Annotated in this window: 22 protein-coding genes and 2 pseudogenes; 18 read left to right on the top strand and 6 right to left on the bottom strand. The window is 44.5% G+C overall.

Annotated elements, in window-relative coordinates:
- Position 1: 1 nt before the first annotated feature.
- The gene (locus tag FXF62_RS04345; RefSeq protein WP_149517797.1) at positions 2 to 232 is read right to left on the bottom strand and encodes a DNA-dependent RNA polymerase subunit epsilon; all 231 of its coding nucleotides are present in this window, start codon (positions 230 to 232) and stop codon (positions 2 to 4) included.
- A 286-nt stretch (positions 233 to 518) separates the two neighbouring features.
- Between FXF62_RS04345 and tsaB the strand changes: the two genes are divergently transcribed.
- From tsaB to FXF62_RS04380, 7 genes are all read left to right on the top strand, one after another.
- Positions 519 to 1,205, top strand: a complete 687-nt coding sequence (tsaB, locus tag FXF62_RS04350; RefSeq protein ID WP_149517842.1) for a tRNA (adenosine(37)-N6)-threonylcarbamoyltransferase complex dimerization subunit type 1 TsaB — start codon at positions 519 to 521, stop codon at positions 1,203 to 1,205.
- On the top strand, positions 1,202 to 1,654 hold the full coding sequence (gene rimI / locus FXF62_RS04355) for a ribosomal protein S18-alanine N-acetyltransferase (protein WP_149517798.1): 453 nt from the start codon (positions 1,202 to 1,204) through the stop codon (positions 1,652 to 1,654). Before tsaB ends, rimI begins: the two co-directional genes overlap by 4 nt.
- Positions 1,644 to 2,654 (top strand): tRNA (adenosine(37)-N6)-threonylcarbamoyltransferase complex transferase subunit TsaD, encoded by a 1,011-nt coding sequence (tsaD, locus tag FXF62_RS04360; RefSeq protein WP_149517799.1) that lies wholly within the window; start codon positions 1,644 to 1,646, stop codon positions 2,652 to 2,654. Before rimI ends, tsaD begins: the two co-directional genes overlap by 11 nt.
- 9 nt (positions 2,655 to 2,663) lie before the next feature.
- Positions 2,664 to 3,359, top strand: a complete 696-nt coding sequence (locus FXF62_RS04365) for an AzlC family ABC transporter permease (RefSeq protein WP_149517800.1) — start codon at positions 2,664 to 2,666, stop codon at positions 3,357 to 3,359.
- Positions 3,349 to 3,687, top strand: coding sequence for an AzlD domain-containing protein (locus FXF62_RS04370; RefSeq protein ID WP_149517801.1), 339 nt, complete (start codon positions 3,349 to 3,351; stop codon positions 3,685 to 3,687). Before FXF62_RS04365 ends, FXF62_RS04370 begins: the two co-directional genes overlap by 11 nt.
- Positions 3,688 to 3,810: 123 nt before the next feature.
- On the top strand, positions 3,811 to 4,557 hold the full coding sequence (locus FXF62_RS04375; protein ID WP_149517802.1) for a class I SAM-dependent methyltransferase: 747 nt from the start codon (positions 3,811 to 3,813) through the stop codon (positions 4,555 to 4,557).
- Positions 4,558 to 4,660: 103 nt separating this feature from the next.
- Positions 4,661 to 5,401, top strand: a complete 741-nt coding sequence (locus tag FXF62_RS04380) for a MerR family transcriptional regulator (protein ID WP_149517803.1) — start codon at positions 4,661 to 4,663, stop codon at positions 5,399 to 5,401.
- Positions 5,402 to 5,583: 182 nt separating this feature from the next.
- On the opposite strand, the pseudogene FXF62_RS04390 reads toward FXF62_RS04380, so the two are convergent.
- The 4 genes and pseudogenes from FXF62_RS04390 to FXF62_RS04405 all read right to left on the bottom strand — a co-directional run bounded on the left by FXF62_RS04390 (position 5,584) and on the right by FXF62_RS04405 (position 8,872).
- A pseudogene (locus FXF62_RS04390) lies at positions 5,584 to 6,037 on the bottom strand (NUDIX domain-containing protein).
- Positions 6,038 to 6,046: 9 nt separating this feature from the next.
- Positions 6,047 to 6,568 (bottom strand): DUF1697 domain-containing protein, encoded by a 522-nt coding sequence (locus FXF62_RS04395; protein WP_149517804.1) that lies wholly within the window; start codon positions 6,566 to 6,568, stop codon positions 6,047 to 6,049.
- 36 nt (positions 6,569 to 6,604) lie between these two features.
- The gene (locus FXF62_RS04400) at positions 6,605 to 7,783 is read right to left on the bottom strand and encodes a BaiN/RdsA family NAD(P)/FAD-dependent oxidoreductase (protein ID WP_149517805.1); all 1,179 of its coding nucleotides are present in this window, start codon (positions 7,781 to 7,783) and stop codon (positions 6,605 to 6,607) included.
- A gap of 162 nt (positions 7,784 to 7,945) precedes the next feature.
- The gene (locus FXF62_RS04405; protein WP_149517806.1) at positions 7,946 to 8,872 is read right to left on the bottom strand and encodes an aldo/keto reductase; all 927 of its coding nucleotides are present in this window, start codon (positions 8,870 to 8,872) and stop codon (positions 7,946 to 7,948) included.
- A 274-nt stretch (positions 8,873 to 9,146) separates the two neighbouring features.
- On the opposite strand from FXF62_RS04405, the gene rpsO reads away from it, so the two are divergent.
- From rpsO to FXF62_RS04470, 11 genes and pseudogenes are all read left to right on the top strand, one after another.
- Positions 9,147 to 9,416 (top strand): 30S ribosomal protein S15, encoded by a 270-nt coding sequence (gene rpsO, locus FXF62_RS04415; protein ID WP_001018251.1) that lies wholly within the window; start codon positions 9,147 to 9,149, stop codon positions 9,414 to 9,416.
- A gap of 462 nt (positions 9,417 to 9,878) precedes the next feature.
- Entirely contained in the window at positions 9,879 to 10,292 is a 414-nt protein-coding gene (locus FXF62_RS04420; protein ID WP_149517808.1) for a YjdF family protein, read from the top strand.
- Positions 10,293 to 10,515: 223 nt separating this feature from the next.
- The gene (gene glmS, locus FXF62_RS04425) at positions 10,516 to 12,327 is read left to right on the top strand and encodes a glutamine--fructose-6-phosphate transaminase (isomerizing) (RefSeq protein WP_149517809.1); all 1,812 of its coding nucleotides are present in this window, start codon (positions 10,516 to 10,518) and stop codon (positions 12,325 to 12,327) included.
- 100 nt (positions 12,328 to 12,427) lie between these two features.
- On the top strand, positions 12,428 to 12,958 hold the full coding sequence (locus FXF62_RS04430; RefSeq protein ID WP_262881586.1) for a hypothetical protein: 531 nt from the start codon (positions 12,428 to 12,430) through the stop codon (positions 12,956 to 12,958).
- A gap of 171 nt (positions 12,959 to 13,129) precedes the next feature.
- Positions 13,130 to 14,119: pseudogene (locus FXF62_RS04435) on the top strand (LLM class flavin-dependent oxidoreductase).
- A 251-nt stretch (positions 14,120 to 14,370) separates the two neighbouring features.
- A complete protein-coding gene (locus FXF62_RS04445) occupies positions 14,371 to 15,369 on the top strand; it encodes a uroporphyrinogen decarboxylase family protein (RefSeq protein WP_149517811.1) in 999 nt (332 codons plus the stop codon).
- A gap of 15 nt (positions 15,370 to 15,384) precedes the next feature.
- Entirely contained in the window at positions 15,385 to 16,269 is an 885-nt protein-coding gene (locus FXF62_RS04450) for a transporter substrate-binding domain-containing protein (RefSeq protein WP_149517812.1), read from the top strand.
- Positions 16,270 to 16,290: 21 nt separating this feature from the next.
- Complete coding sequence (locus tag FXF62_RS04455) at positions 16,291 to 16,983, top strand: amino acid ABC transporter permease (RefSeq protein ID WP_149517813.1); 693 nt, start codon at positions 16,291 to 16,293, stop codon at positions 16,981 to 16,983.
- 3 nt (positions 16,984 to 16,986) lie between these two features.
- Positions 16,987 to 17,673: an amino acid ABC transporter permease gene (locus FXF62_RS04460; RefSeq protein WP_149517814.1), complete on the top strand. Its 687-nt coding sequence runs from the start codon at positions 16,987 to 16,989 to the stop codon at positions 17,671 to 17,673.
- 12 nt (positions 17,674 to 17,685) lie between these two features.
- A complete protein-coding gene (locus FXF62_RS04465) occupies positions 17,686 to 18,450 on the top strand; it encodes an amino acid ABC transporter ATP-binding protein (RefSeq protein WP_149517815.1) in 765 nt (254 codons plus the stop codon).
- A 431-nt stretch (positions 18,451 to 18,881) separates the two neighbouring features.
- The gene (locus tag FXF62_RS04470; protein ID WP_149517816.1) at positions 18,882 to 20,993 is read left to right on the top strand and encodes an ATP-dependent Clp protease ATP-binding subunit; all 2,112 of its coding nucleotides are present in this window, start codon (positions 18,882 to 18,884) and stop codon (positions 20,991 to 20,993) included.
- Between the two features lie 311 nt (positions 20,994 to 21,304).
- Here FXF62_RS04470 and FXF62_RS04480 read toward each other — a convergent pair whose 3' ends face one another.
- Complete coding sequence (locus FXF62_RS04480) at positions 21,305 to 22,177, bottom strand: AraC family transcriptional regulator (RefSeq protein ID WP_149517817.1); 873 nt, start codon at positions 22,175 to 22,177, stop codon at positions 21,305 to 21,307.
- Between the last annotated feature and the right edge of the window lie 110 nt (positions 22,178 to 22,287).

A 22,287-nucleotide genomic window follows, 5' to 3' on the forward strand; every position in this document is an offset into this window, starting at 1 on the left:
GTTATAACTCCGTCAATTCGAAGGCGCCTGACTCTTTTTCGTATTCAAGGTGTTTGTCAGACAAGAGCTCGATAAATTCGATATTGTATGGAGTCTTTTCTTCGACCAATCTGCGGGCTTTGATGCGGCCTTCTAATTCATTGGCAGCTTCCACTTCTAAGTAAAGGGCACGTGTTTTTTCACGGCGTGGGCTGCGTTCTTTTGTTTCTTGATAAAAAACTTTGTAAATCATTTTATTTCCTTCCATTTTTCATGATCAAGCTACAGAAAACGACAGCTAATCAGCTGTTTTCTTTTATTCAGTTTTATGAGTAGTAGATTGACCTTGATTCGATATAATTCTAACCAATTATATCATAAAACCAGCTTTTAGTAAAAGACATAGCCGAGAAAATATTGTGGAGATTTTCAGAAAAGCTTTTAAGAGGTAATCTGGATAATCAAATGACTGCTTCTCTACCCTTGTGGTCACTTTTATAGTATAATAAGAAGCAACCACTCGAGTAAGGAAGAACATGATGAAAATTTTAGCGATGGATACGTCAAATAAGGCTCTGTCTCTAGCGATTTTAGAGAATGAGGAGATCTTGGGGCAGGTGACGCTCAATATCAAGAAAAATCATAGTATTACTCTTATGCCGGCTATCGATTTTCTGATGAATAGTCTGGATTTGAAGTCGGCTGATTTGGATCGGATCGCGGTGGCGCAGGGGCCGGGTAGCTACACAGGCCTGAGAATTGCGGTGGCGACAGCCAAGACTTTAGCGCATACCCTCAAGATCGAGCTGGTCGGTGTGTCTAGTCTGCTGGCTTTAGTACCAGAGCAGGTGGAAGGTTTGGTCATTCCCATCGTGGATGCCCGCCGCAATAATGTCTATGCTGGCTTTTATCAGTCTGGTCAGGCTATGCGGCCGGAGGCCCATCTTCCTTTGGCAGAGGTTTTAGACATAGTTAGCGCTGCTAATCAGCCCGTCACTTTTGTCGGAGAGACAGCAACTTTTGCGGAGCAGATTGAAGCTGCTCTTCCTCAGGCTGCCCTTCAGCCGACCTTACCAGACGCAGCAGCTATTGGTCGTCTCGGTTTAGACCTGCCAGCCCAGTCCATTCATGACTTTGTCCCTAACTATCTCAAGCGGGTAGAAGCCGAGGAAAATTGGCTCAAGACCCACCAGGAATCCAGCGATTCTTACATTCAGCGCCTATGATTAAGTTGAGAAAATGGAGCGACAGCTTGAATGTGGACGCGGCAGTTCTAGCAGAAGAGCTGGAAGAGCTCTTACTTGCAGTCTATGAGGTCAGTCCTTGGACAGCCATACAAATGGAAGAGGTTCTGCGTTCGGATGTGAACAGTTGTGCAATAGCAGCAGATGAGACTCAGCTTGTCGGCTTTTTAATCTGGCAGGAGACAGACTTTGAAGCAGAAGTTCTGCAAATTGCTGTATTGCCTAGCTATCAGGGGCAGAAAATCGCGACAGCCTTGTTTGACTTTTTGCCAGCAGATAAAGAAATTTTCCTCGAAGTTAGGGAGTCAAACAGGCCAGCTCTGCTATTTTACAAAAAAGAAAAATTTGAAGAAATCGCGCGGCGAAAGGCCTACTACCATGCGCCGGTGGAAGACGCGATAGTCATGAAAAGAGAGATCCATGAAAGATAGATATATTTTAGCTTTTGAGACGTCCTGTGATGAGACCAGTGTGGCGGTTCTGAAGAATGAGACGGAGCTTTTGAGCAATGTCATTGCCAGCCAGATTGAGAGCCACAAGCGTTTTGGTGGAGTGGTACCTGAAGTGGCCAGCCGTCACCATGTGGAGGTCATTACGGTTTGCATTGAGGAGGCCTTGGCAGAAGCAGGGATTAGCGAGGAGCAAGTCACAGCGGTGGCGGTCACCTATGGTCCTGGTCTAGTCGGGGCGCTTCTGGTCGGCTTGGCAGCGGCCAAGTCCTTTGCCTGGGCTCATGATATTCCCCTGATTCCAGTCAATCATATGGCCGGGCACCTGATGGCAGCTCAGAGCGTGGAGCCCTTGGAATTTCCCTTGCTGGCTCTCTTGGTCAGTGGCGGCCATACTGAGCTGGTCTATGTCAGTCAGGCTGGTGATTATAAGATTGTGGGGGAGACCCGCGATGATGCAGTCGGTGAAGCCTATGATAAGGTGGGTCGAGTCATGGGCTTGACCTATCCAGCAGGTCGGGAGATTGATCAGCTGGCTCATCAAGGACAGGATATCTATGATTTTCCGCGGGCTATGATCAAGGAAGACAATCTAGAATTTTCTTTTTCCGGTCTCAAGTCGGCCTTTATCAACCTGCACCACAATGCCCAACAAAAAGGAGAGATCTTGTCTAATCAAGACCTGTCAGCAAGCTTTCAGGCAGCGGTCATGGATATTCTCATGGCCAAGACTAAAAAAGCGCTGGAAAAATATCCGGTCAAGACTCTGGTCGTGGCGGGAGGCGTTGCGGCCAATCAAGGCCTGAGAGAGCGCTTGGCAGCTGAGATTCAGGATGTCAAGGTGATTATTCCGCCTCTGCGCCTCTGCGGAGACAATGCTGGTATGATTGCCTATGCCAGCGTCAGTGAGTGGAATAAGAAGAATTTTGCCAGTTTGGACCTCAATGCTAAGCCGAGTCTGGCTTTTGAAACGATGGAGTAAAGGATCAGAATGCGCGGACAGACATTTAAACAGGGGGCAAAAGCAGCAGTGCCAACGGCTCTGGGCTATATTGGGATTGGCCTAGCCTGCGGCATCATGGCGGCGCCTTATATGAATCCCTTGGAGATGGGCCTGATGAGCCTCTTGGTTTATGCAGGCAGTGCCCAGTTTGCTATGATAGGTTTGATTGCGCAAGGTGCTCCGATTTTGGCCATTGCCTTGACTGTCTTTTTGATTAATCTGCGTTTTTTCTTGCTAGGGCTACATGCCTCTAGCATTTTTAGAGACTTCAGCATGGGGCAAAATATTGCGATGGGGAGTCTCCTTACCGATGAGTCCTACGGTGTTTTGATGGGAGAGCAGATTCACTCGAAGAGGATTTTGCCACAGTGGATGCATGGAAATAATCTGCTGAGCTATGGTGCTTGGTTCCTTGGAACGGTGCTGGGAACGATTTTAGGTGGCCTCTTGCCCAATCCTGAAAGCTTTGGTCTAGATTTTGCTTTGGTTGCAATGTTTATTGGAATTTTTTCTTCTCAGTTTCTGATTATGCTCCGGCGGATTGACATGAAGAAGCTGCTGTCTGTTTTGTTGGTCGTTGGGATTTCCTATTTGGCCTTGACAATCTTGATTCAAAATTCACTGGCGGTACTCTTTGCGACTCTGCTAGGCTGTACGGTGGGGGTGTTCTTAGATGATAAGTAAGTATATTTTGTTGGCTATCCTTTGCTCAGCTCTAGTCACATGGCTTCCACGGGTCCTACCTTTTATCTTGGTAAAATATAAAGGACTTCCGCCTATTGTTGAGCGCTTTCTGAAATATTTGCCAGTGTCTATTATCTTTGCCCTGATTTTGTCCAGCGTCACCACTGCCCAGTCTGGGAATCTCCCTAGCTTCAAATGGCTGGATTTGCTGTCTGTTTTTCCGACGATCTATGTGGCATTTAAGTATAAAAACTTAATCGCAACTGTTGTATTTGGTGTAGTCTTGGTGGCCTTGCTGCGCTTTCTAGCTGGATTTCTTGGCTTGTAAAGAAAGTACAAGACAGATTGAATCAGTCGATTCGGTCTGTTTTTTTGCTAAATTCTAAGAATTATCTGAAAATATAATGTTTTATGCTATAATGGAACCAATCAAAATCATGGAGGTTCGGAAATGGCAGAAGCAGGTCATAAATTCTTAGCAAAATTAGGAAAGAAACGTCTTCGTCCTGGTGGCAAGCTGGCAACAGACTGGCTGATTGAGCAGGGGCAGTTTTCCAGCGAAAAGAAGGTTCTAGAAGTTGCCTGCAATATGGGAACCACAACAATCGAGCTGGCTAAAAGATATGGCTGCCAGATTACTGCAGTTGATTTGGATAAGGCTGCGCTAAATCAGGCTCGGCTTGATGGAGACAAGGCTGGTGTTGGTAAGCTAGTTACCTTTGAGCAGGCTAATGCCATGAAGCTGCCTTATGATGACAATTCTTTTGATATCGTTATCAATGAAGCCATGCTGACCATGCAGACAGATAAGGGGAAGGACAAATGTATGGATGAGTACTACCGGGTGCTGAAGCCAGGCGGAGTACTCCTCACCCACGATGTTATGCTCAAACAAAAAGATGAGAATGTTCGGGAAGAGCTATCTCGTGCGATTAATGTCAATGTTGGTCCTCTGACAGAGGGCTCTTGGATTCAGCTAGCGCGCTCTCATGCTTTTGACCGTGTAGACACATTTGTCGGCGAAATGACCTTGATGAGTCTTCGAGGGATGATATATGACGAAGGACTGGGCGGCACACTGAAAATCTGCTTCAATGCCCTCAAGAAAGAAAACTATAGTCAATTTATGAAGATGTTTAAGATGTTCCAAAAGAATCAAGAAAAACTGGGCTTTATTGCTATGGTTTCTCGTAAATAAATGTTAGCCGCTTTGGAAACTCTAAGTCGGTTAAAAAATTTCTAAAAAAGCTTGACTCTGACCTTTGGTCAGGGTTTATACTATAAGGGTAAGGAGGTCTATCATGTATCATATCAAAGAAGCTGCGCAGCTTTCGGGTGTCTCTGTCAAAACCCTGCATCACTACGACAAAATCGGACTTTTAGTTCCTCAAAAATCAGAAAATGGCTATCGGACATACAGTCAAACTGATCTAGAGCGGCTGCAGGTCATCCTTTACTATAAGTATTTGGGCTTTTCCCTAGAGAAAATAGCAGAGCTGCTGAGTCAGGACGATCAGGCCTTATTGCCGCATCTGGTTAGGCAGTTAGAGTATTTGCAGCAGGAAAGAGACCACTTGGATACCTTGATTTCCACCTTGCAAAAAACTATCCAAGAAGAAAAAGGAGAAAGAAAAATGACAATGAAAGAAAAATTCGCAGGCTTTACCTACGAAGACAATCAAAAATACCACCAAAAGGCTGTAGAAGAATATGGTCAAGAAGTCATGGCGGAAGCACTAGCTCGTCAAAATGGACGGGAAGAAGAATCTGTTGAAGCCTTCAATCAAGTTTTTCAAAGTCTGGCAGAGAATATGCAGCAAGGCTTGCCAGTTGACGCAGCAGAAAATCAAGAGCAGGCAGCGCGTCTCTTACAAGCTATCCGTACTTACGGCTTTGATTGCTCTATTGAGGTATTCGGCTATATCGGTAAAGGCTATGTCTATAACCCAGAGTTTAAGGAAAACATTGACAAATTTGGGGCAGGAACTGCCCAGTACACAGCAGATGTGATTGCAGCTTATGTTCGGACAAATACAGAATAAAAGAGGCTGGGACAAAAGTCCTAGCCTCTAAATTGTCTTTTGATTGTCGAGCAAGACGCAGTGGTTGAGTGGGCTCTACTAGGCTGATTTCATCAGCTTTTACAGCCCTACTCAACTGTGCGGAGGTGGGACGACGAAATCGAATTCTAACGAATTACCAATTTCTTTCCCACTCTCATTTTTTACTTCAAGTCATAAAGCCAATCGTCGCCGTCTTTATAGTAAAAGAATTCACTTAAATCGTCCTCTAAAAAAACACGCAGCATATCTGACATGTCTTCGGTTGCAAGTTTCAGATGTGATAGATTTTGTAAATCTTCCCACCAGACCTTTCCTTCGTCTGAGGATTGTAGCACAAGAATAGTGCTTAGTCTTGTAGAGTAGGACGACATAGCGAAAATCTTTATCATCATACCAATCCTTGATGCCGCAAAGTTGAGGTTTGGAGATGGTAAGTCCAGTTTCTTCTTTGACTTCTCTGATAACTGCATCGGTAAAAGATTCCCCGCGCTCTACATGCCCATCGGGAAAGGTGATGCCAGGCCAGTCGGTACTAACTCGATCCTGGACAAGAACTTTTTCTCCGTCATAAATCATGCACATGTTGACGAATTCAACGGTTTCGCGTCTGTTCATCTTGTTCTCCTATTTTGTTAGTAATTTTTCTATTACGTTTAACTTTCTCATAGTTAGATCCACGCCAAAAAGTTTTTCAAGATAGTTGGTATTGAGCTTTTTTCGTTTGGCAGTTCTAGGGAGATAGAGGTAGAGACAGTGATCGCCTAGACAAATTTCTTCCTCGTCATAGTCAGCTTTCAATCTTTCTAGTGGCAGACTTTGGATAAATCCCTGATAAAGAATCACATGTATACGATCATGAAGATAGTCTTCTCTAAACGGGTTCTCATGAATAATCTTTTCGAGATCATTCTTATTCTTGATAACCATTTTTAAGTCGGCCCCAATTTTTTCCTTTATCAGAGTATGAACGCATTCTCGTATTTCTTCTAAATCTAAGTCACTTTCAAGAATGATATTCCCACTTTGAATATAGGTTCGAACGTGTTGAAAACCAGCTTCTGTCAAAATATCTACCAAATAAGACATTTTGGGGATAGCATTCTTTCCATTAGGAGTAACACCTCTTAGTAAAATAATATGTTCCAAAGGACTTCCTTTCTTATTTGGTATTTAGCCATTAAATTATTTATATATTGGATTTGAGCCTGCCACCCAGCCGGTGCAGAGGGCAGAAGTGATATTGAAGCCGCCCGTATGGGCATTGATGTCTAGGACTTCGCCGGCAAAGTGGAGACCGGGAACGAGCTTGCTTTCCAGAGTTTTAGGATTGATTTCCTTGAGACTAACGCCACCCTTGGTGACAAAGGACTTGGCCAGGGACATTTTGCCAGTGACAGGGATGGGCAGTTCTTTAATTTGCTTGATGAGAGCTTCTTTTTCACTGAGATTGAGTTGTTTGACTTTCTCGGGAAAGGGCTGGGCAAAAAATTCTGCCATTCGCTCGGGTAGGAGGATTTTCAGGCAGTTCTTCAGCGATTTTTCCCGATGTTCTTCTAAAAAGTCTGCCAAATCCTGCTGACTCATCTGTGGCAGGACATCCAGATAGATGGTTTCGCCGCCCTTGACAAAGCTAGACAAGCGCAGAGCAGCCGGACCGGATAGGCCAAAGTGGGTAAAGAGCAGGTCGTGGGTGATGACATGTTTGCCATAGCTTAGAGTCACATCGTCCAGCGAAATCCCCTGAAGCGCTTTGTGAGGGAAGTCAGTCAGAAGAGGACTTTCAGCGGCTTCCAGGTCAGTTACTGTGTGCTTGAAGTGTCGGGCGATATCGTGTCCGAAGCCTGTCGAGCCAGTTGAAGGGTAGGACTTGCCGCCAGTCGTCACAATTAATTTCTGACAGGTCCAAGCCTGGTCGCTGGATTTGACAGTGAAAAGCTCATCAGATTTTTTAACGGAGACGATTTCGGTGTTGGTGATGACAGTGCCGCCTAGCTCTGCAATCTTCTTTTCCAAAGCTTCGATAATGGTGCGGGACTTGTCTGTCGCTGGGAAAACACGGCCGTGGTCTTCGACCTTGAGTTTGACACCATTCTCGGTAAAAAAGTTAATGATATCATGGTTGTTAAACTGGGAAAAGACGCTGTAAAGAAAGCGCCCGTTGCCTGGAATACCGGCCATGAGGTCATCTAGGCTTCCGTTATTGGTCACATTGCAGCGCCCGCCGCCCGTTCCGGCTAGTTTCTTGCCCAATCGTTTATTTTTCTCAAGGAGTAAGGTCTTCTGTCCATAGAAAGAACTGGAAATGGCAGCCATCATGCCAGCCGGTCCTCCGCCGATGATGATTGTATCGAAATGGTTCATATATTTTTTCCTTTCGTGAAATAGGAATTTTATGTGCTAGTTAATCTTGTGCAAGGTGATTTTGCCCTTTAAGCTATATAGTAGATATGCTCTAGACAGCTTTTCTGCCAGTCCTTTAGCCAGCATCTTGGTAAAAAATTAATCGGATTTTAGGATCATTTCTTAAGGAAGATCTTTTCCAGAGGCCAAGTATATTTCGTACCATTCTTTTCTAGTCAGTTCAATATCTGCTGACTTGGCTGATTCGATGATGCGGCTGGGCTTGATCGTGCCGATGACCGCCTGCATGTGGGCTGGATAGCGTAGTACCCAAGCAATAGCCACTGCCGATGGTGATATTTGGTATTTGTCGGCCAGTCGGTTTAGGACGGCATTGAGCTTGGGGTATTTAACCGAACCGACAAAAACGCCTTCGAAATAGCCGTGCTGGAGGACAGACCAAGCCTGAATCACGACGTCGTTGAGGCGGCAGTATTCGAAAATGCTACCGTCGCGCATATTTGCGGCTGTGCCCTCCATGTTGACGTGGAAGCCAGCTTCAAAAGCAGGTGAAAAAGCTGCGCTCAATTGGAGCTGATTTGCCACCAAGGGCTGCTTGACCTCTTTTTTGAGAAGTTCCATTATCATAGGATTCTGGTTGGACACTCCAAAATCAAGAACCTTTCCTTGAGATTTGAGCAGATCGAAAGCTTCAGCGATTTCACTAGGCTCCATCAGGGCATCAGGTCGATGCAGGAGCAGAGAGTCCAGATGGTCTACACCTAGACGCTGTAAAATACCATCCGTTGCTTCGAGGATATGGTCTTTGGAAAAGTCGAAGTAGGTGAATTCTTCTATGCGGATTCCCACCTTGGACTGAATCCACATCTTAGCCCGCAGGTCAGGTCGATTTTTAAGCACTTGTCCCAGAATTTCTTCACACTTGCCTCCACCGTATATATCGGCGAGATCGAAAGCATTGATCCCGACTGACAAGGCTGTTTCGACCAGTTCTTCCACCTCTTTGGGGGACATTTGGGCGATTCGCATCAGTCCCATGATAATCTGGGAAATTTCTCGCTTGCTTTCTCCAAATTCAAGATATTTCATAAGCTCTTCTCCTCGTATCATTTTAATCTCAGTATAAGCTAAACCCGCTCCAAAGTCAAAAAGCGACTAGCTAGATCGAGCCTTGGAGCAAATGTGTAGAAAATCCTCATTTTGGCTAGTGAAATTTGGCTGACTTTGTCGGAAAATTAGAAGATTTGACAAAAACTTGGCTTCCTGATAGAATAGGAATGTCTTAAAGACAAATAACTTCTTCTTGGTTGCAGGAATTGCCAAGCCTGCCACTCGGATGAAGCGTAAAGAAAAGGAGCTTATCATGGCAATCTCAAAAGAGAAAAAAAATGAAATCATCGCACAATATGCGCGTCACGAAGGTGATACAGGTTCAGTAGAGGTTCAAGTTGCTGTCCTTACTTGGGAAATCAACCACCTTAACGAACACATCAAACAACACAAAAAAGACCACGCTACTTACCGTGGTTTGATGAAGAAAATCGGTCGCCGTCGTAACTTGCTTGCATACTTGCGTAAAAACGACGTTAACCGTTACCGTGAGTTGATCAACTCTCTTGGACTTCGTCGTTAATCTTGCGTCTAAAACGTTTCTATACTTCGTTGACTTCGTCTCGTCGCCTAGTCTATAAACGTTTTATCCAGCAAGAATAAAGCTCTCTGATCTCAGAGGGCTTTTTATGTTGTCACCTTATCTCGATATACTCAAGTATGATCTTCGGTTACGGTTTCTCGCACTATAAGGTAAAATAAACCAGATCTTCTCCCTTCGGGGAGATTTTTTTGTTTTCATTAAGATTTTAGAACAATCTCAAAATTACTTTTTGAATTCAGAGGTTTTTCGTTAGTCTTACTTTGTCTTCGATCAGTACAATTTTTAGCTCTCCTTGAATTTTTCATAAAATCTTGCTAGACTGTAGCTACTAAGATAAAAACACAGTTCTGGTTGGTAGTCCAGACGCAAAAAACCATTTTTTGTCAGTAACCTTCCTCCTTGGTTGTCCATTCTTAGGGATTTTTTAAAGGAGGTGCTGTCATGGATAAGATTTCAATGACGCTGACAGTTTATTTTGAAGAGGGATTTTGGCACGGTCTTTTCGAGCAGGAACATGCTCAATCTTATAGAGTTTGCCGAGTCACCTTTGGTGTAGAGCCTAGCACGCAGGAATTGTTGGATTTTCTAAACCGTTATTATCATCGGTTGCAGTTTGGTCCCAGCATCAGGGTGAAGGAGAAGACTAAGTCCATCAGTCCTAAACGCCAGCAGAGACAGGCTAAAAAAGAGCAGATGGCTTCACGTTCTTCAAAGTCTCAGGAAGCGCTGAAGCTGCAATTTGAAGAGCAAAAGCAAATCGCTCGGGTCAAGCGCAAGCAGCAGAAAGAACTGGCTAAGCAAAGGAAATTCGAACTCAAACAGCAAAAACGATTGGAAAAGCACAAGGGGCATTGAACCTAGTTTTGCTTATTCCTATAGGAAAGGTCTTCCGACGGGAGGCTTTTTTGATTCTTAAATATATTTTTTTCATCTCAAAACTATACCAATTTTATGTTGACAAATATCAAATCGGTGTGTATAATGTTTTTGTCTCTCGATAAAAAGATAAATAAGACTATACCAATTTTTAATAAAGGAGGAACTAGCCTTTTACCAGCAAAAGGCTAGAAATAAATCTATGTGTGGAATCGTCGGAGTTGTGGGAAATCGCAATGCAACAGATATTTTGATGCAAGGACTTGAAAAGTTAGAATACCGAGGCTATGATTCGGCTGGAATTTTTGTGACAACAGGAGAAAAATCTAGCCTAGTCAAGTCTGTTGGCCGAATTGCAGATCTTCGTGCTAAGATTGGCATGGATGTAGCAGGTTCGACAGGTATTGGGCATACGCGCTGGGCAACCCACGGAAAACCAAGTGAGAATAACGCCCATCCTCACACTTCTCAGACAGGTCGTTTTGTTTTGGTTCACAACGGTGTGATTGAAAATTACCTGGATATCAAAAATAACTATCTTGCTGGCCATGATTTTAAAGGGCAGACAGATACAGAAATTACAGTCCATCTGATTGGGAAATTTGCGGAAGAAGACGGCCTCTCTGTTCTTGACGCTTTCCGCAAGGCTCTTCACATTATCGAAGGTTCTTACGCTTTTGCCTTAGTAGATGCCCAAGATCCTTCTACGATCTACGTTGCCAAAAATAAATCTCCGCTTTTGATTGGCTTGGGCGAAGGCTATAACATGGTCTGTTCCGATGCTATGGCTATGATTCGTGAGACCAGCGAATATATGGAAATCCATGATAAAGAGTTGGTTATCGTGACTGCAAATAGCGTAGAAGTACAAGATTACGATGGTAACGTTCTTGAACGTGGTAGCTATACAGCTGAGCTGGATTTGTCTGATATCGGCAAAGGCACTTATCCTTACTACATGCTGAAGGAAATTGACGAGCAGCCGACCGTGATGCGGAAGCTGATCAGCACCTATGCGGATGAAAATAATCAGATGCTGATTGATCCTGCCATCATCAAGACAGTCCAAGAAGCGGATCGCATTTATATCATTGCTGCTGGAACTTCTTATCATGCTGGTTACGCTTCTAAACGAATGCTGGAAGAGCTGACGGATACGCCAGTAGAATTAGGTATTTCTTCTGAATGGGGCTATGCTATGCCACTCCTCAGCAAGAAGCCACTCTTCATCTTCATCAGTCAATCTGGTGAGACTGCTGACAGTCGTCAGGTCTTAGTCAAGGCCAATGAATTGGGCATTCCTAGCCTGACAGTGACCAATGTGCCAGGTTCAACCCTGTCTCGGGAAGCGAAGCACACCTTGCTTCTCCATGCTGGACCAGAAATCGCCGTAGCTTCAACCAAAGCCTACACCGCGCAAATCGCTGCCCTAGCTTTCTTGGCCAAGGCAGTCGGTGATGCCAACGGCAACGAAAAAGCTAAGAAGTTTGACTTGGTTCATGAGCTGTCTATCGTAGCCCAGTCTATCGAGTCTATCCTTTCTGATAAAGAATTGATCGAAAGCAAGGTTCGTGACTTATTGGCGGAAACTCGCAGCGCCTTTTATATCGGCCGTGGTCAAGATTATTATGTGGCGATGGAAGCTAGCTTAAAACTCAAAGAAATTTCTTATATCCAGTGTGAAGGCTTCGCGGCTGGTGAGCTCAAACACGGTACAATCTCTCTGATTGAAGAGGGAACACCTGTCCTAGCCCTGCTTTCAGACGAGGTCTTGGCTAGCCATACTCGCGGCAATGTTTCTGAAGTTGTGGCGCGTGGAGCCAAAGTGTTGACCATTGCGGAGGAAAATGTGGCTAAGGATGGAGACGATATTGTCCTGAGCCAAGTTCACCCTTATTTGTCACCAATCTCTATGGTGGTGCCAACTCAATTGATTGCTTATTTTGCGACCTTGCACCGCGGATTGGATGTGGATAAACCACGCAATCTCGCTAAATCTGTAACGGTAGAATAAGCTAAGAAAGTCTAGTTCATCTAGACTTTTTTGCTCTCTCTTGGTATACTTGAGTGAGGAGTATGTTTGCTCGGCTCTAATTTTTTATAAGGAGAAGAAAATGAAGAAAAAAAATATTATTGCTATGCTGGTTGGTATCGCCTTATCTAGTTCTTTCTTAATCAGGACAATTTTGATCCATCAGGAGAGACAAGCGAAAAAGCAAAACATGGAACGGATTGCTGCGGTGCAAGAGACGGTTCAGTCCCAAGATCAAAAGAAAGCTGAAGAGCAGAAAGAACAATTTAAAAAGGCATTTGAAGGTATAGATAGAACTTCCATTCAAATGAAAGACTACGATAGCCACACAAAGATTAATGCGGACTACAGTTTTGGTACCAAGGATGGAGTACACTACCTAGTAGAATTAAAAACAGGGGAGAAAGTAGCTCTGGAAGGTGTGGACAAGGCCTTTCCTTTGTCTGTCAAAAACGAGGATACAAATAGTACGGAGCTTGCCCTGGTTGTCCGTAAAGACCAAGCCTGGTACATGATTGATACAAAGGGTGAGACGATTTACACTTTTGAACAAACAGAATTGACAGAAAACTCGAAGTTAACATTGAAAGACAATAAACTACAGGTAGAATAAACTAAGAAAGTCTAGTTCATCTAGGCTTTTTCTAATGAGCAAATTCATTGAAAATAGAACTAACTAGTGATAAAATACCCTAAAAACTAAAAGAGATAGCGAGGAAACAGAATGGTAGAATTAGGAATTTCAACATTTTGTGAAACAACTGCTCTGGAAGCGACTGGGTAGATTTACAGTCATGATGAACGCATTCGGTAGCTGGTAGCAGAGATTGAGCTGGCAGACAAGATAGGGCTGGACGTATATGGTATTGGAGAGCATCACCGAGAGGATTTTTCCGTCTCTGCACCGGAGATTGTGCTGGCGGCTGGTGCGGTCAAGACAGAGAAGATTCGCTTGACTAGTGCTGTCAGTGTCTTGTCGAGCTTGGATCCTATCCGAGTCTACCAGCAGTATGCGACGATTGATGCTTTGTCAAATGGCAGAGCAGAGGTCATGGCTGGCCGTGGATCTTTTATCGAGTCCTTTCCGCTCTTTGGCTATGACTTGAAGGATTATGAAGAGCTTTTTGATGAAAAGCTGGATCTGCTCCTCTATGCCAGTGCCGAGACGCGGTTGAATTGGGAGGGCAAGCTGACGCAGACTATTGACAATCGGGAAGTCTACCCACGAGCGGTGCAAGAAACATTGCCAGTTTGGGTAGCGACGGGGGGCAATGTCGAGTCCACCATTAAGGTAGCCCAGAAGGGCCTGCCAATTGCGTATGCCATTATCGGTGGACAGCCTAAGCGCTTCAAGCCCCTGCTGGATGCGTATCGCTGGATTGGGCAGGAAAGTGGGCACTCAGATGAGAAGTTGAAAATCGCTGCCCACTCTTGGGGCTGGGTCATGGAGGACAATGAGGAGGCGGTCCGGACTTACTTCCATCCGACCAAGCAGGTAGTGGACGCTATCTCCAAGGACCGCCCTCACTGGCGGGAGATGACCTATGAGCAATACCTAGATCAGGTAGGGCCAGAGGGGGCCATGTTTGTAGGCAGTCCTGAAAAGGTCGCTCAGAAATTGATCAAGATGATAGAGGAGCTGGGACTGGACCGCTTCATGCTGCATCTGCCGTTGGGATCGCTTCCGCATGAGCAGGTTCTCCAGTCTATCGAACTCTTTGGCACCAAGGTTGCACCGCTTGTGCGGGAGTATTTTGCAGCTAAGGGTAAGTAAGATCGAAGTAGAGGTCTTTTGATAAAGATTGCCTATCTCTCCCATAGAAAATATATATCTTGTCTTTCTAAAAATAGTAAGAAAAAAAGGTTTTTCATCGAAAGCTGAAAAACCTTGGTAAAGCTAGCTCGAGCTAGCTTTTTTAATTTACTCTTATAAATATTTTTAATCGGGCTGATAGGAAATATATATTTGGAAAGCTTACTTTTCAGTGATATGATAATAGCAATCAAATTGAAAAGGAGCAAGATATGTCTAAAAGAGAGTTGGTTTTAAAAGCTTTTAAGGGAGAAAAAGTTGATCGAGTACCAGTTGGTTTCTGGCATCACTTTACCAGCGAGGAGGAGTGGCTGGCTGGTTTTGGAAATCAGGCCATTATTGAGAAAAACCTGGCGGGCCATCAAGCGTTTCTATCAGAAGTCAAGCCAGACTTTGTCAAGTTGATGAGCGATGGTTATTTTGCTTATCCTAACGAGCGCTTGAAAAAGGTCCAATCTATCAAGGAGTTAGCAGATATTGAGCCTTTAGGCGCTGACCACCCTTGGATTAGTGAGCAGGTGGAGTTGGTTCAAAAGATTAGGGCTAGCTTCACAGAGGACTTGGTCGCTATTTACAATATTTTTGCGCCGGTAACCTATTTCAAATGGCTGGTTGGCAAGGTCGCTGGAGGGGATGACATCATTGCAGATTTTCTAGCAGAGGATGCGGAAGTGACAAAGCGGGTGCTGGATGTAATTGCTCAAGATATTGCGGCTCTGACAGAACGCATTATCAAGGAAGCTGGTGCGGATGGAATCTACCTCAGCGTTCAGAGCATTCAGGATGCGCGGGTGTCGGCTGAAGACTATAAGACTTTTATTGCTCCTAGTGAATTGGCGGTGCTGGAAGCAGCCAATGCAGCTGGCGGAGTAAATATTCTGCATATTTGTGGCTACGAAGGCGCGCGAAATGACGTTCATCTTTTCACAGATTATCCAGCTCAGGTTATTAACTGGGCAGTTGGACCAGAAGGCATCAGTTTGGCAGAAGGTCGCAAATTATTCGGCGGTCGGACTGTTCTTGGTGGCTTTGAAAATGGCAAGACTGGCCTGCTCTACACGGGCAGTCAAGCGGCTATTCAAGACGAGACCAAGCGCTTGATAGCAGAGGCTGGCAAGGATGCTTTGATTATCGGGGCTGACTGCACCATCCCAAGTGATATTGATCCAGAGCGGATTGAGTGGGTTCGCCAAGCAGCGAGTTTAGCATAAAAAGGAGATGAAAGAATGAGTAAGAAAAAATGGATTATCGGTGGAGTAGCTGTGATTGCTGTTGTCGTTGCGACTTATTTGGGACGGACCTTGACGGGGGCTTCATCCAGCAAGGCGAGTAGTTCGACATCAGGCAGTGATAAGGTCACGACTTTAAAAGTATCTCATACGCAAAACTATGTTCCTTACGACTTTTTGGACGAAAAAGGCAAGTCAGATGGGTATGAAGTGGCTGTACTCAAGGCCATTGATGAAAAATTGCCAGATTATCAGTTCGAATATACTGGCACCAGTGACGAGGATCTTTTGATTGGTTTGGAATCTGGGAAATATGATATCGGAACCAAGGGAGCTTGGTACACCGAAGAGCGGGCTAAGAAGTTTATCATTCCAGAAAGTCCTATCGGAGCTAGTATCATCGGCTTCACCATTCGAAAAGCAGACGCAAATAAATTTAAAAATATTGATGATTTTGCCAAAGAAAAAGGGAAATTGGTGCCGATTTCACCACAGAATGCTCAATGGACGGTGATTGAAGAGTATAACAAAAAGCACAGCGCTAGCCCAATTGAGTTGACCGCAGCAGAGTCTTTTCAGATAGCGGATGCCTATGCCTGGGTCTTGGAAGGTCGCTATGATGCCTTCTTTGATATTAAATTGTCCTTTGAAAAAGCTGTCACAGACAAGGCAGGTTCCTACCATCAGTATGCGGACCAGTTGAGTTGGTTCCCTTATAAGGGTATCCCTACTTATCCACTCATTCATAAAGATAAAAAGAATGAAGAGTTTGCCAAAGCCTATGAAAAGGCTATTAAAGAGCTGGAGAAAGATGGGACACTCTCTAAATTATCGGAAAAATACTTTGGTGAAGATGTCTTTTCTTATGTAGATAAAGACTAAAAGCTGGAGAAAGGAGACCGTATGGTCGTTTATGATTTGTCCCGTGTTTTTGGTCTACTGCCTGGTTTGTTACAGGCCTTACCGACTACTTTATGGATTATGTTCGTGACGGTTTTAATTGGCTCCTTGCTAGGCGGCCTGTTGGCCTGGGCTCAAGTTGCGGAGGAGCCGACTTTTGCTGGTCTGGCTAGAGGGTATATATTTATCCTTAGGTGTACACCGCCTATTGTCTTGCTCTTCTTGGTCTTCTATGGCATTCCAGAGTTTTTAAAGTGGTGGCTAGGGCTGGATATCAATCATTGGTCGCGGACTGTGTTTGTCATTATTACCATGATTTTGCTCTTTGCGGCTATGATTGCAGAAGTCTTCAAGGCAGCCTATCTTGCTGTTCCCAAGGGACAGACCGAGGCAGGACTCAGTATTGGCTTGACACCAGTGCAGACTTTTCTGCGGATCATTCTGCCACAGGCTTTTCGCATCGCCCTGCCCAATTTGACTACCGCCTTTCTTAATCTCATGCGGGATGCTGCGCTGGCCTATACGATTGGAGCAGTTGATGTCATGGGAGCGGGGCAAAATCTTATCAGTCGTAATCTAGGCAATTATTCCCTCGAAACCTATACAGCGGTGGCCTTGATTTACTGGGGGATTGCCCTAGTGGTTTCGCTGGCTTCCCAGCTTCTGGAAAAAAGTCTGACAGTCAAGGAGAGGTAAAGCATGGATTTGAATTATATTGTAAATACCTTTCTGGTAACGTTGAAAGGCATACCGATAACCTTGACCATTATGGTAGTGGCTATTCTGCTCAGCTTTCTTCCGGCTCTGCTTCTAGCTCTGGGACAGATTTATAAAGTTCGGGGTGTTCGGACTTTTTCGGTGGTTTATCTGGCCTTCATTCGGGCAACGCCTCCTATTTTGCTCATTCTCTTTTTCTACAGTCTTTTTCCTAGCTTACTGAATCAAGTATTCAAAAGTCTGGGCAGTCAGGTAGATGTCTTTAAGTTTAATCCGCTTTACTATGCTTTCATCATCTATAGCTTAATGACAACAGGGAGTTTATCGGAAATCCTGCGCTCTGCCATTTTGACGGTGGATAAAGGACAGTTGGAGGCGGCTCAGGCGATTGGGTTAACCAATTTTCAAGCTTATCGGAGGATTGTTTTTCCCCAGGCTCTGCGTTCTGCCCTGCCCAATCTGGCCAATCTGGTTATCAATCTAGTCAAGGGAACTTCGCTGGTGTTTGTCATGACGGTCAAGGATATCACAGCCTTGGCTAAGATAGAAGCCTCCCATTCTTACCAGTATTCAGAGTCTTACCTGGTGATTTTTGTTATTTATCTCATTATTTGTGGCTTGATTCAGTGGATGTTTAGGGACTTGGAAAAGCGCTACGCTCTTGCTTAGGAAGGAAAGATTATGTTAGAAGTAAAACATATCTCCAAACGATTTGGAGAGCACCAGGTGCTGGCAGATGTCAGTCTCAGGGTCAATCAAGGCGACGTTGTGGTAATTCTTGGTCCCTCAGGATCTGGGAAAACAACATTTCTGCGCTGTCTGAATCATTTAGAAAAAGCGGATGGCGGCCAGCTGACTTTGGCTGGTAAGGACTATGATTTGGCTAAACTTAGCAAAAAGGAAATTTTGGAAATACGCAGAAAGACGGCCTTTGTCTTCCAGCATTATAACCTCTTTGCTAATAAAACTGCCCTTGAAAATATCTTAGAGGGCTTAGTGATAGCTCGTAGGATATCGAGGGAAGAAGCGCTTGAGATTGCAGAAGAGTCTTTGAAGCGCGTGGGACTTTTAGCCTACAAGGACTACTATCCTTCTCAGCTATCAGGCGGCCAGCAGCAGCGGATTGGGATTGCCCGTGCCATTGCCGTCAAGCCAGATGTCATCCTGCTGGATGAGCCAACTTCGGCTCTAGATCCGGAACTGGTCGGTGAAGTTCTCAGTGTCATGAAACAGCTGGCTCAGGAGGGAGTGACCATGGTCGTTGTGACCCACGAGATGAGCTTTGCCCGTGATGTGGCCAACCATGTCATCTTTATGGATGGTGGTCATATAATAGAAGAAAATCCTCCACAGGAATTCTTCACCAGTCCCAAGGAAGAGCGGACCAAGCAGTTTCTATCCCGCATTTTGTCGGATGCCAGCTATAGTGTAGAATATATGATTTAACTTGTATCAAAATAGAGAAGCTTTCTTCATGTTTTTATGTGGAGGAAGTTTTTTGATTTTAAAAAAATTATGTAAATTTTTTACTCAAACCTATTGACAAGTGGGAAATAAGAGTGTATAATTACAACTGTAAACAAAAAGTTTACACAGAATTTATTCAGAAGATGAGGAAATAGCCAGTAGGCGATTATTTTTGGGAGGATTAAAAATTATGTAAAATTATCTTCTTTTAAATAAGATTTGATTCACTCATAAAAACAGAGACTGACTCAGTCTTGATTTTTGGAAATCAAATAAGTTATGTAAAGTAATAGATAGGAGAAGATCTCCCAAATGAATATTTATAGTGGATAAGGAAAAGATTTCTTATCTGAAATTTTGGTAAAAATAAAAATTATGTAAAGAAAAATATAAAAAAGTGAGGCAATGCTATGAACAACAATTACAACAATTTTAACAGTATGGATGACCTTTTCAACCAACTCATGGGACGTATGGGTGGCTACAATAGCGAACATCGACGCTACTTGATCAATGGTAGAGAGGTCACACCGGAAGAGTTTGCTCAGTACCGAGCTACTGGAAAGCTTCCTGGTCATATGGCCAGCGAACAGGATTTGCAAGCTGGAGCGCATGGGCCTAAGCAAGATGGCATTCTGGCTAAGCTAGGTCGCAATCTGACTCAAGAAGCGCGTGAAGGCAAGTTGGATCCGGTCATTGGACGCAATAAGGAAATCCAAGAAACAGCTGAAATCCTTTCCCGTCGGACTAAGAACAATCCAGTTCTGGTCGGAGATGCAGGTGTCGGAAAGACCGCTGTCGTAGAAGGATTGGCTCAGGCTATCGTCAATGGCGACGTGCCAGCGGCCATCAAGAACAAGGAAATTATTTCTGTTGATATTTCTGGCTTAGAAGCTGGTACTCAATATCGTGGTAGCTTTGAAGAAAATATCCAAAACTTGGTCAAGGAAGTCAAGGAAGCTGGGAATGTTATCCTCTTCTTTGACGAAATCCATCAAATTCTGGGCGCAGGATCTACTGGCGGAGACAGTGGTTCTAAAGGACTGGCGGATATTCTCAAACCAGCGCTTTCGCGTGGTGAACTGACTGTTATCGGGGCTACTACTCAGGACGAGTACCGCAATACCATTCTTAAAAATGCAGCTTTAGCTCGTCGTTTCAATGAAGTTAAGGTCAATGCACCGTCTGCTGAGGATACCTATCAGATCCTTCGAGGCATTCGGGACTTGTATGAAAAGCACCACAATGTCATCCTGCCGGATGAAGTGCTGAAAGCGGCTGTGGACTACTCTGTTCAGTATATTCCTCAACGGAGCCTGCCAGACAAGGCCATTGACCTGGTCGATGTGACTGCTGCCCACTTGGCAGCCCAACATCCAGTGACGGATGTCCATGCGGTTGAGCGGGAAATCGCAGAGCAAAAAGACAAGCAGGAAGCGGCTGTTGAGAAAGAAGATTATGAAGCAGCTCTGAATGCCAAGACCCGCATTGAAGAGCTGGAAAAGAAAATTCAAAACCACACCGAGGACATGAAGGTAACGGCGACAGTCAACGATGTAGCTGAGTCTGTTGAGCGGATGACGGGAGTGCCGGTATCTCAGATGGGTGCCAGCGACATTGAGCGCCTCAAGGGGATGAATGACCGCCTCAAAGCCAAAGTTATTGGCCAAGACAAGGCTGTAGAAGCTGTGGCTAGAGCCATCCGCCGTAACCGTGCAGGCTTTGACGAAGGTAACCGTCCGATCGGCAGCTTCCTCTTCGTTGGTCCGACAGGGGTTGGTAAGACTGAGTTGGCTAAGCAACTGGCTCTGGATATGTTCGGTACTAAAGAGGCCATTATCCGTCTGGACATGTCTGAGTACTCTGACCGTACCGCTGTTTCCAAGCTGATTGGTACGACTGCTGGTTATGTCGGCTATGATGACAACAACAACACTCTGACCGAGCGCGTGCGCCGCAATCCATACTCTATCATTCTCTTGGATGAGATTGAAAAGGCTGATCCACAAGTGATTACCCTTCTCCTTCAAGTTCTGGATGATGGTCGTTTGACGGATGGTCAAGGAAACACAGTCAACTTCAAGAATACGGTTATCATTGCAACTTCCAATGCAGGATTTGGCTATGAAGCAGGTCTGGAAGAGGATGCAGAAAAGCCTGAGCTGATGGATCGACTCAAACATTATTTCCGCCCAGAGTTTCTCAATCGTTTTAATGCGGTCATCGAGTTCTCTCATCTCAAGAAAGAAGATTTGATGGAAATTGTGAATCTCATGCTGGTTGAAGTAAATCAAACCTTGAGCAAGAAGGAAATTGATCTGGCTGTATCTGATGCAGCTAAGGAGTTCCTGCGTGATGCTGGTTATGACCAAGTCATGGGTGTTCGTCCACTCCGCCGTGTCATCGAGCAGCAAATTCGTGACAAGGTGACTGACTTCCACTTGGATAACCTAGATGCTAAGCACCTGACTGCAGATATGGAAGATGGAACTTTGGTGATCCGTGAAAAATCAGCAGAATAAGGATCGAGCAATCTCAAAATTTCGTAAAGCGAGGCTAGGACAAAAGTCCTAGCCTCTTAATTGTCTTTGGATTGTCGAGCAAGACGCAGTGGTTGAGTGGGCTCTACTACGCTGACTGATTTCATCGGCTTTTACAGCCCTACTCAACTGTGCGGAGGTGAGACGACGAAATCGAATTCTAACGAATTACCGCTTTCTGTCCCACTCTCTTTTTTAGTCAATCCTGTCAAAGTCATTTCCTTGCCTCGCAGGAGCATTTTTGATCTTGGTGTCCAGATAAAAAATCTCCAATCAGCTGACTGGAGATTTTCTTACTTTCTTCTATATTGACTCGGTGTCATTTGATAGTATTTTTTAAATTGCCGGTTGAAATTAGAAAGGTTATTAAAACCAGACTGGCTTGAGATTTCTAGAACTGACAGAGTGGAGTGCTGGAGGAGCTCGGCAGCCTTGCGCAGGCGAAATTGAATCAGGTACTCAATGCAGGAAACGCCCAGATGTTTTTTGAAGAAATTCATGAAGTGCGTTGGACTGTAGCCGCAGATGCCAGACAGCTGATCAATAGAGAGTTCTTCCTGATAATGTTCATTGATATAGTCGATGATGGAGCGGATTTTCTCTTCCTTGCGGTAGCCCTCGGCAGACAGCTCCTTGGAAACGATATAGTCGTTTTCAAAGAGCAAGTAGAAGAGCTGGTTGAGCTGAGCCTTAAGTTCAAATTCATAGTATTTCTTTTGACAATAACCTGTTTCCATAGTGGCCAGCAGGCATTGACGAATTTCCGCATAGGCTTGGTCAGTCGGTTTAATGACGTGGACAAAGTCCAGTTGTCCGTTGTAGAGAGGCTGTAGATAGTGGATACTAGCATGGTCCATGGCCGAATAGCCCATTAAGTCCAAGTGAAAGTTAATGGCATCCATGTAGTGGCGTTGTTGCTCAATCGGATGAATGGAGTGGAGAGCATTGGGACGAATCAGGACAATATCGCCTTTATTACTATTAAAATAATGATCGTCGATATGAAATTGAGCGCTTCCTTCGTGGACATAAATGATTTCAACATCTGTGTGCCAGTGGAAAAGGATATCAGGTTGGCCGTTTTCCGTAATGGTCCGCGTTAGGGAATAGGGGGTTCCTTGATTCTTGTATTCAGTAGTTTTGTGCAACTGCCCCAAATCCATCATGGTGCCCTCCTTCGTAGAATACTATCATTTTTTAAAGTAATTAGATTAGAAAATGTATTTGCCAACTATTATAATATAATTAAAAAGAAAATGAAAGTAGGAAAATAAAG

This window comes from Streptococcus cristatus (assembly GCF_008369405.1).
In the GTDB taxonomy this organism is placed as follows: domain Bacteria; phylum Bacillota; class Bacilli; order Lactobacillales; family Streptococcaceae; genus Streptococcus; species Streptococcus cristatus_G.

Bases quoted from the DNA above. Each gene is read 5' to 3' on its own strand.
- FXF62_RS04380 (WP_149517803.1), top strand. From the start codon at position 4,661: ATGTATCATATCAAAGAAGCTGCGCAGCTTTCGGGTGTCTCTGTCAAA.
- FXF62_RS04420 (WP_149517808.1), top strand. From the start codon at position 9,879: ATGGATAAGATTTCAATGACGCTGACAGTTTATTTTGAAGAGGGATTT.
- rpsO (WP_001018251.1), top strand. From the start codon at position 9,147: ATGGCAATCTCAAAAGAGAAAAAAAATGAAATCATCGCACAATATGCG.
- FXF62_RS04455 (WP_149517813.1), top strand. From the start codon at position 16,291: ATGGTCGTTTATGATTTGTCCCGTGTTTTTGGTCTACTGCCTGGTTTG.
- FXF62_RS04345 (WP_149517797.1), bottom strand. From the start codon at position 232: ATGATTTACAAAGTTTTTTATCAAGAAACAAAAGAACGCAGCCCACGC.
- FXF62_RS04445 (WP_149517811.1), top strand. From the start codon at position 14,371: ATGTCTAAAAGAGAGTTGGTTTTAAAAGCTTTTAAGGGAGAAAAAGTT.
- FXF62_RS04450 (WP_149517812.1), top strand. From the start codon at position 15,385: ATGAGTAAGAAAAAATGGATTATCGGTGGAGTAGCTGTGATTGCTGTT.
- FXF62_RS04400 (WP_149517805.1), bottom strand. From the start codon at position 7,783: ATGAACCATTTCGATACAATCATCATCGGCGGAGGACCGGCTGGCATG.
- FXF62_RS04470 (WP_149517816.1), top strand. From the start codon at position 18,882: ATGAACAACAATTACAACAATTTTAACAGTATGGATGACCTTTTCAAC.
- rimI (WP_149517798.1), top strand. From the start codon at position 1,202: ATGATTAAGTTGAGAAAATGGAGCGACAGCTTGAATGTGGACGCGGCA.
- FXF62_RS04460 (WP_149517814.1), top strand. From the start codon at position 16,987: ATGGATTTGAATTATATTGTAAATACCTTTCTGGTAACGTTGAAAGGC.
- FXF62_RS04370 (WP_149517801.1), top strand. From the start codon at position 3,349: ATGATAAGTAAGTATATTTTGTTGGCTATCCTTTGCTCAGCTCTAGTC.
- FXF62_RS04465 (WP_149517815.1), top strand. From the start codon at position 17,686: ATGTTAGAAGTAAAACATATCTCCAAACGATTTGGAGAGCACCAGGTG.
- FXF62_RS04430 (WP_262881586.1), top strand. From the start codon at position 12,428: ATGAAGAAAAAAAATATTATTGCTATGCTGGTTGGTATCGCCTTATCT.
- FXF62_RS04365 (WP_149517800.1), top strand. From the start codon at position 2,664: ATGCGCGGACAGACATTTAAACAGGGGGCAAAAGCAGCAGTGCCAACG.
- tsaB (WP_149517842.1), top strand. From the start codon at position 519: ATGAAAATTTTAGCGATGGATACGTCAAATAAGGCTCTGTCTCTAGCG.
- FXF62_RS04405 (WP_149517806.1), bottom strand. From the start codon at position 8,872: ATGAAATATCTTGAATTTGGAGAAAGCAAGCGAGAAATTTCCCAGATT.
- glmS (WP_149517809.1), top strand. From the start codon at position 10,516: ATGTGTGGAATCGTCGGAGTTGTGGGAAATCGCAATGCAACAGATATT.
- tsaD (WP_149517799.1), top strand. From the start codon at position 1,644: ATGAAAGATAGATATATTTTAGCTTTTGAGACGTCCTGTGATGAGACC.
- FXF62_RS04375 (WP_149517802.1), top strand. From the start codon at position 3,811: ATGGCAGAAGCAGGTCATAAATTCTTAGCAAAATTAGGAAAGAAACGT.
- FXF62_RS04480 (WP_149517817.1), bottom strand. From the start codon at position 22,177: ATGATGGATTTGGGGCAGTTGCACAAAACTACTGAATACAAGAATCAA.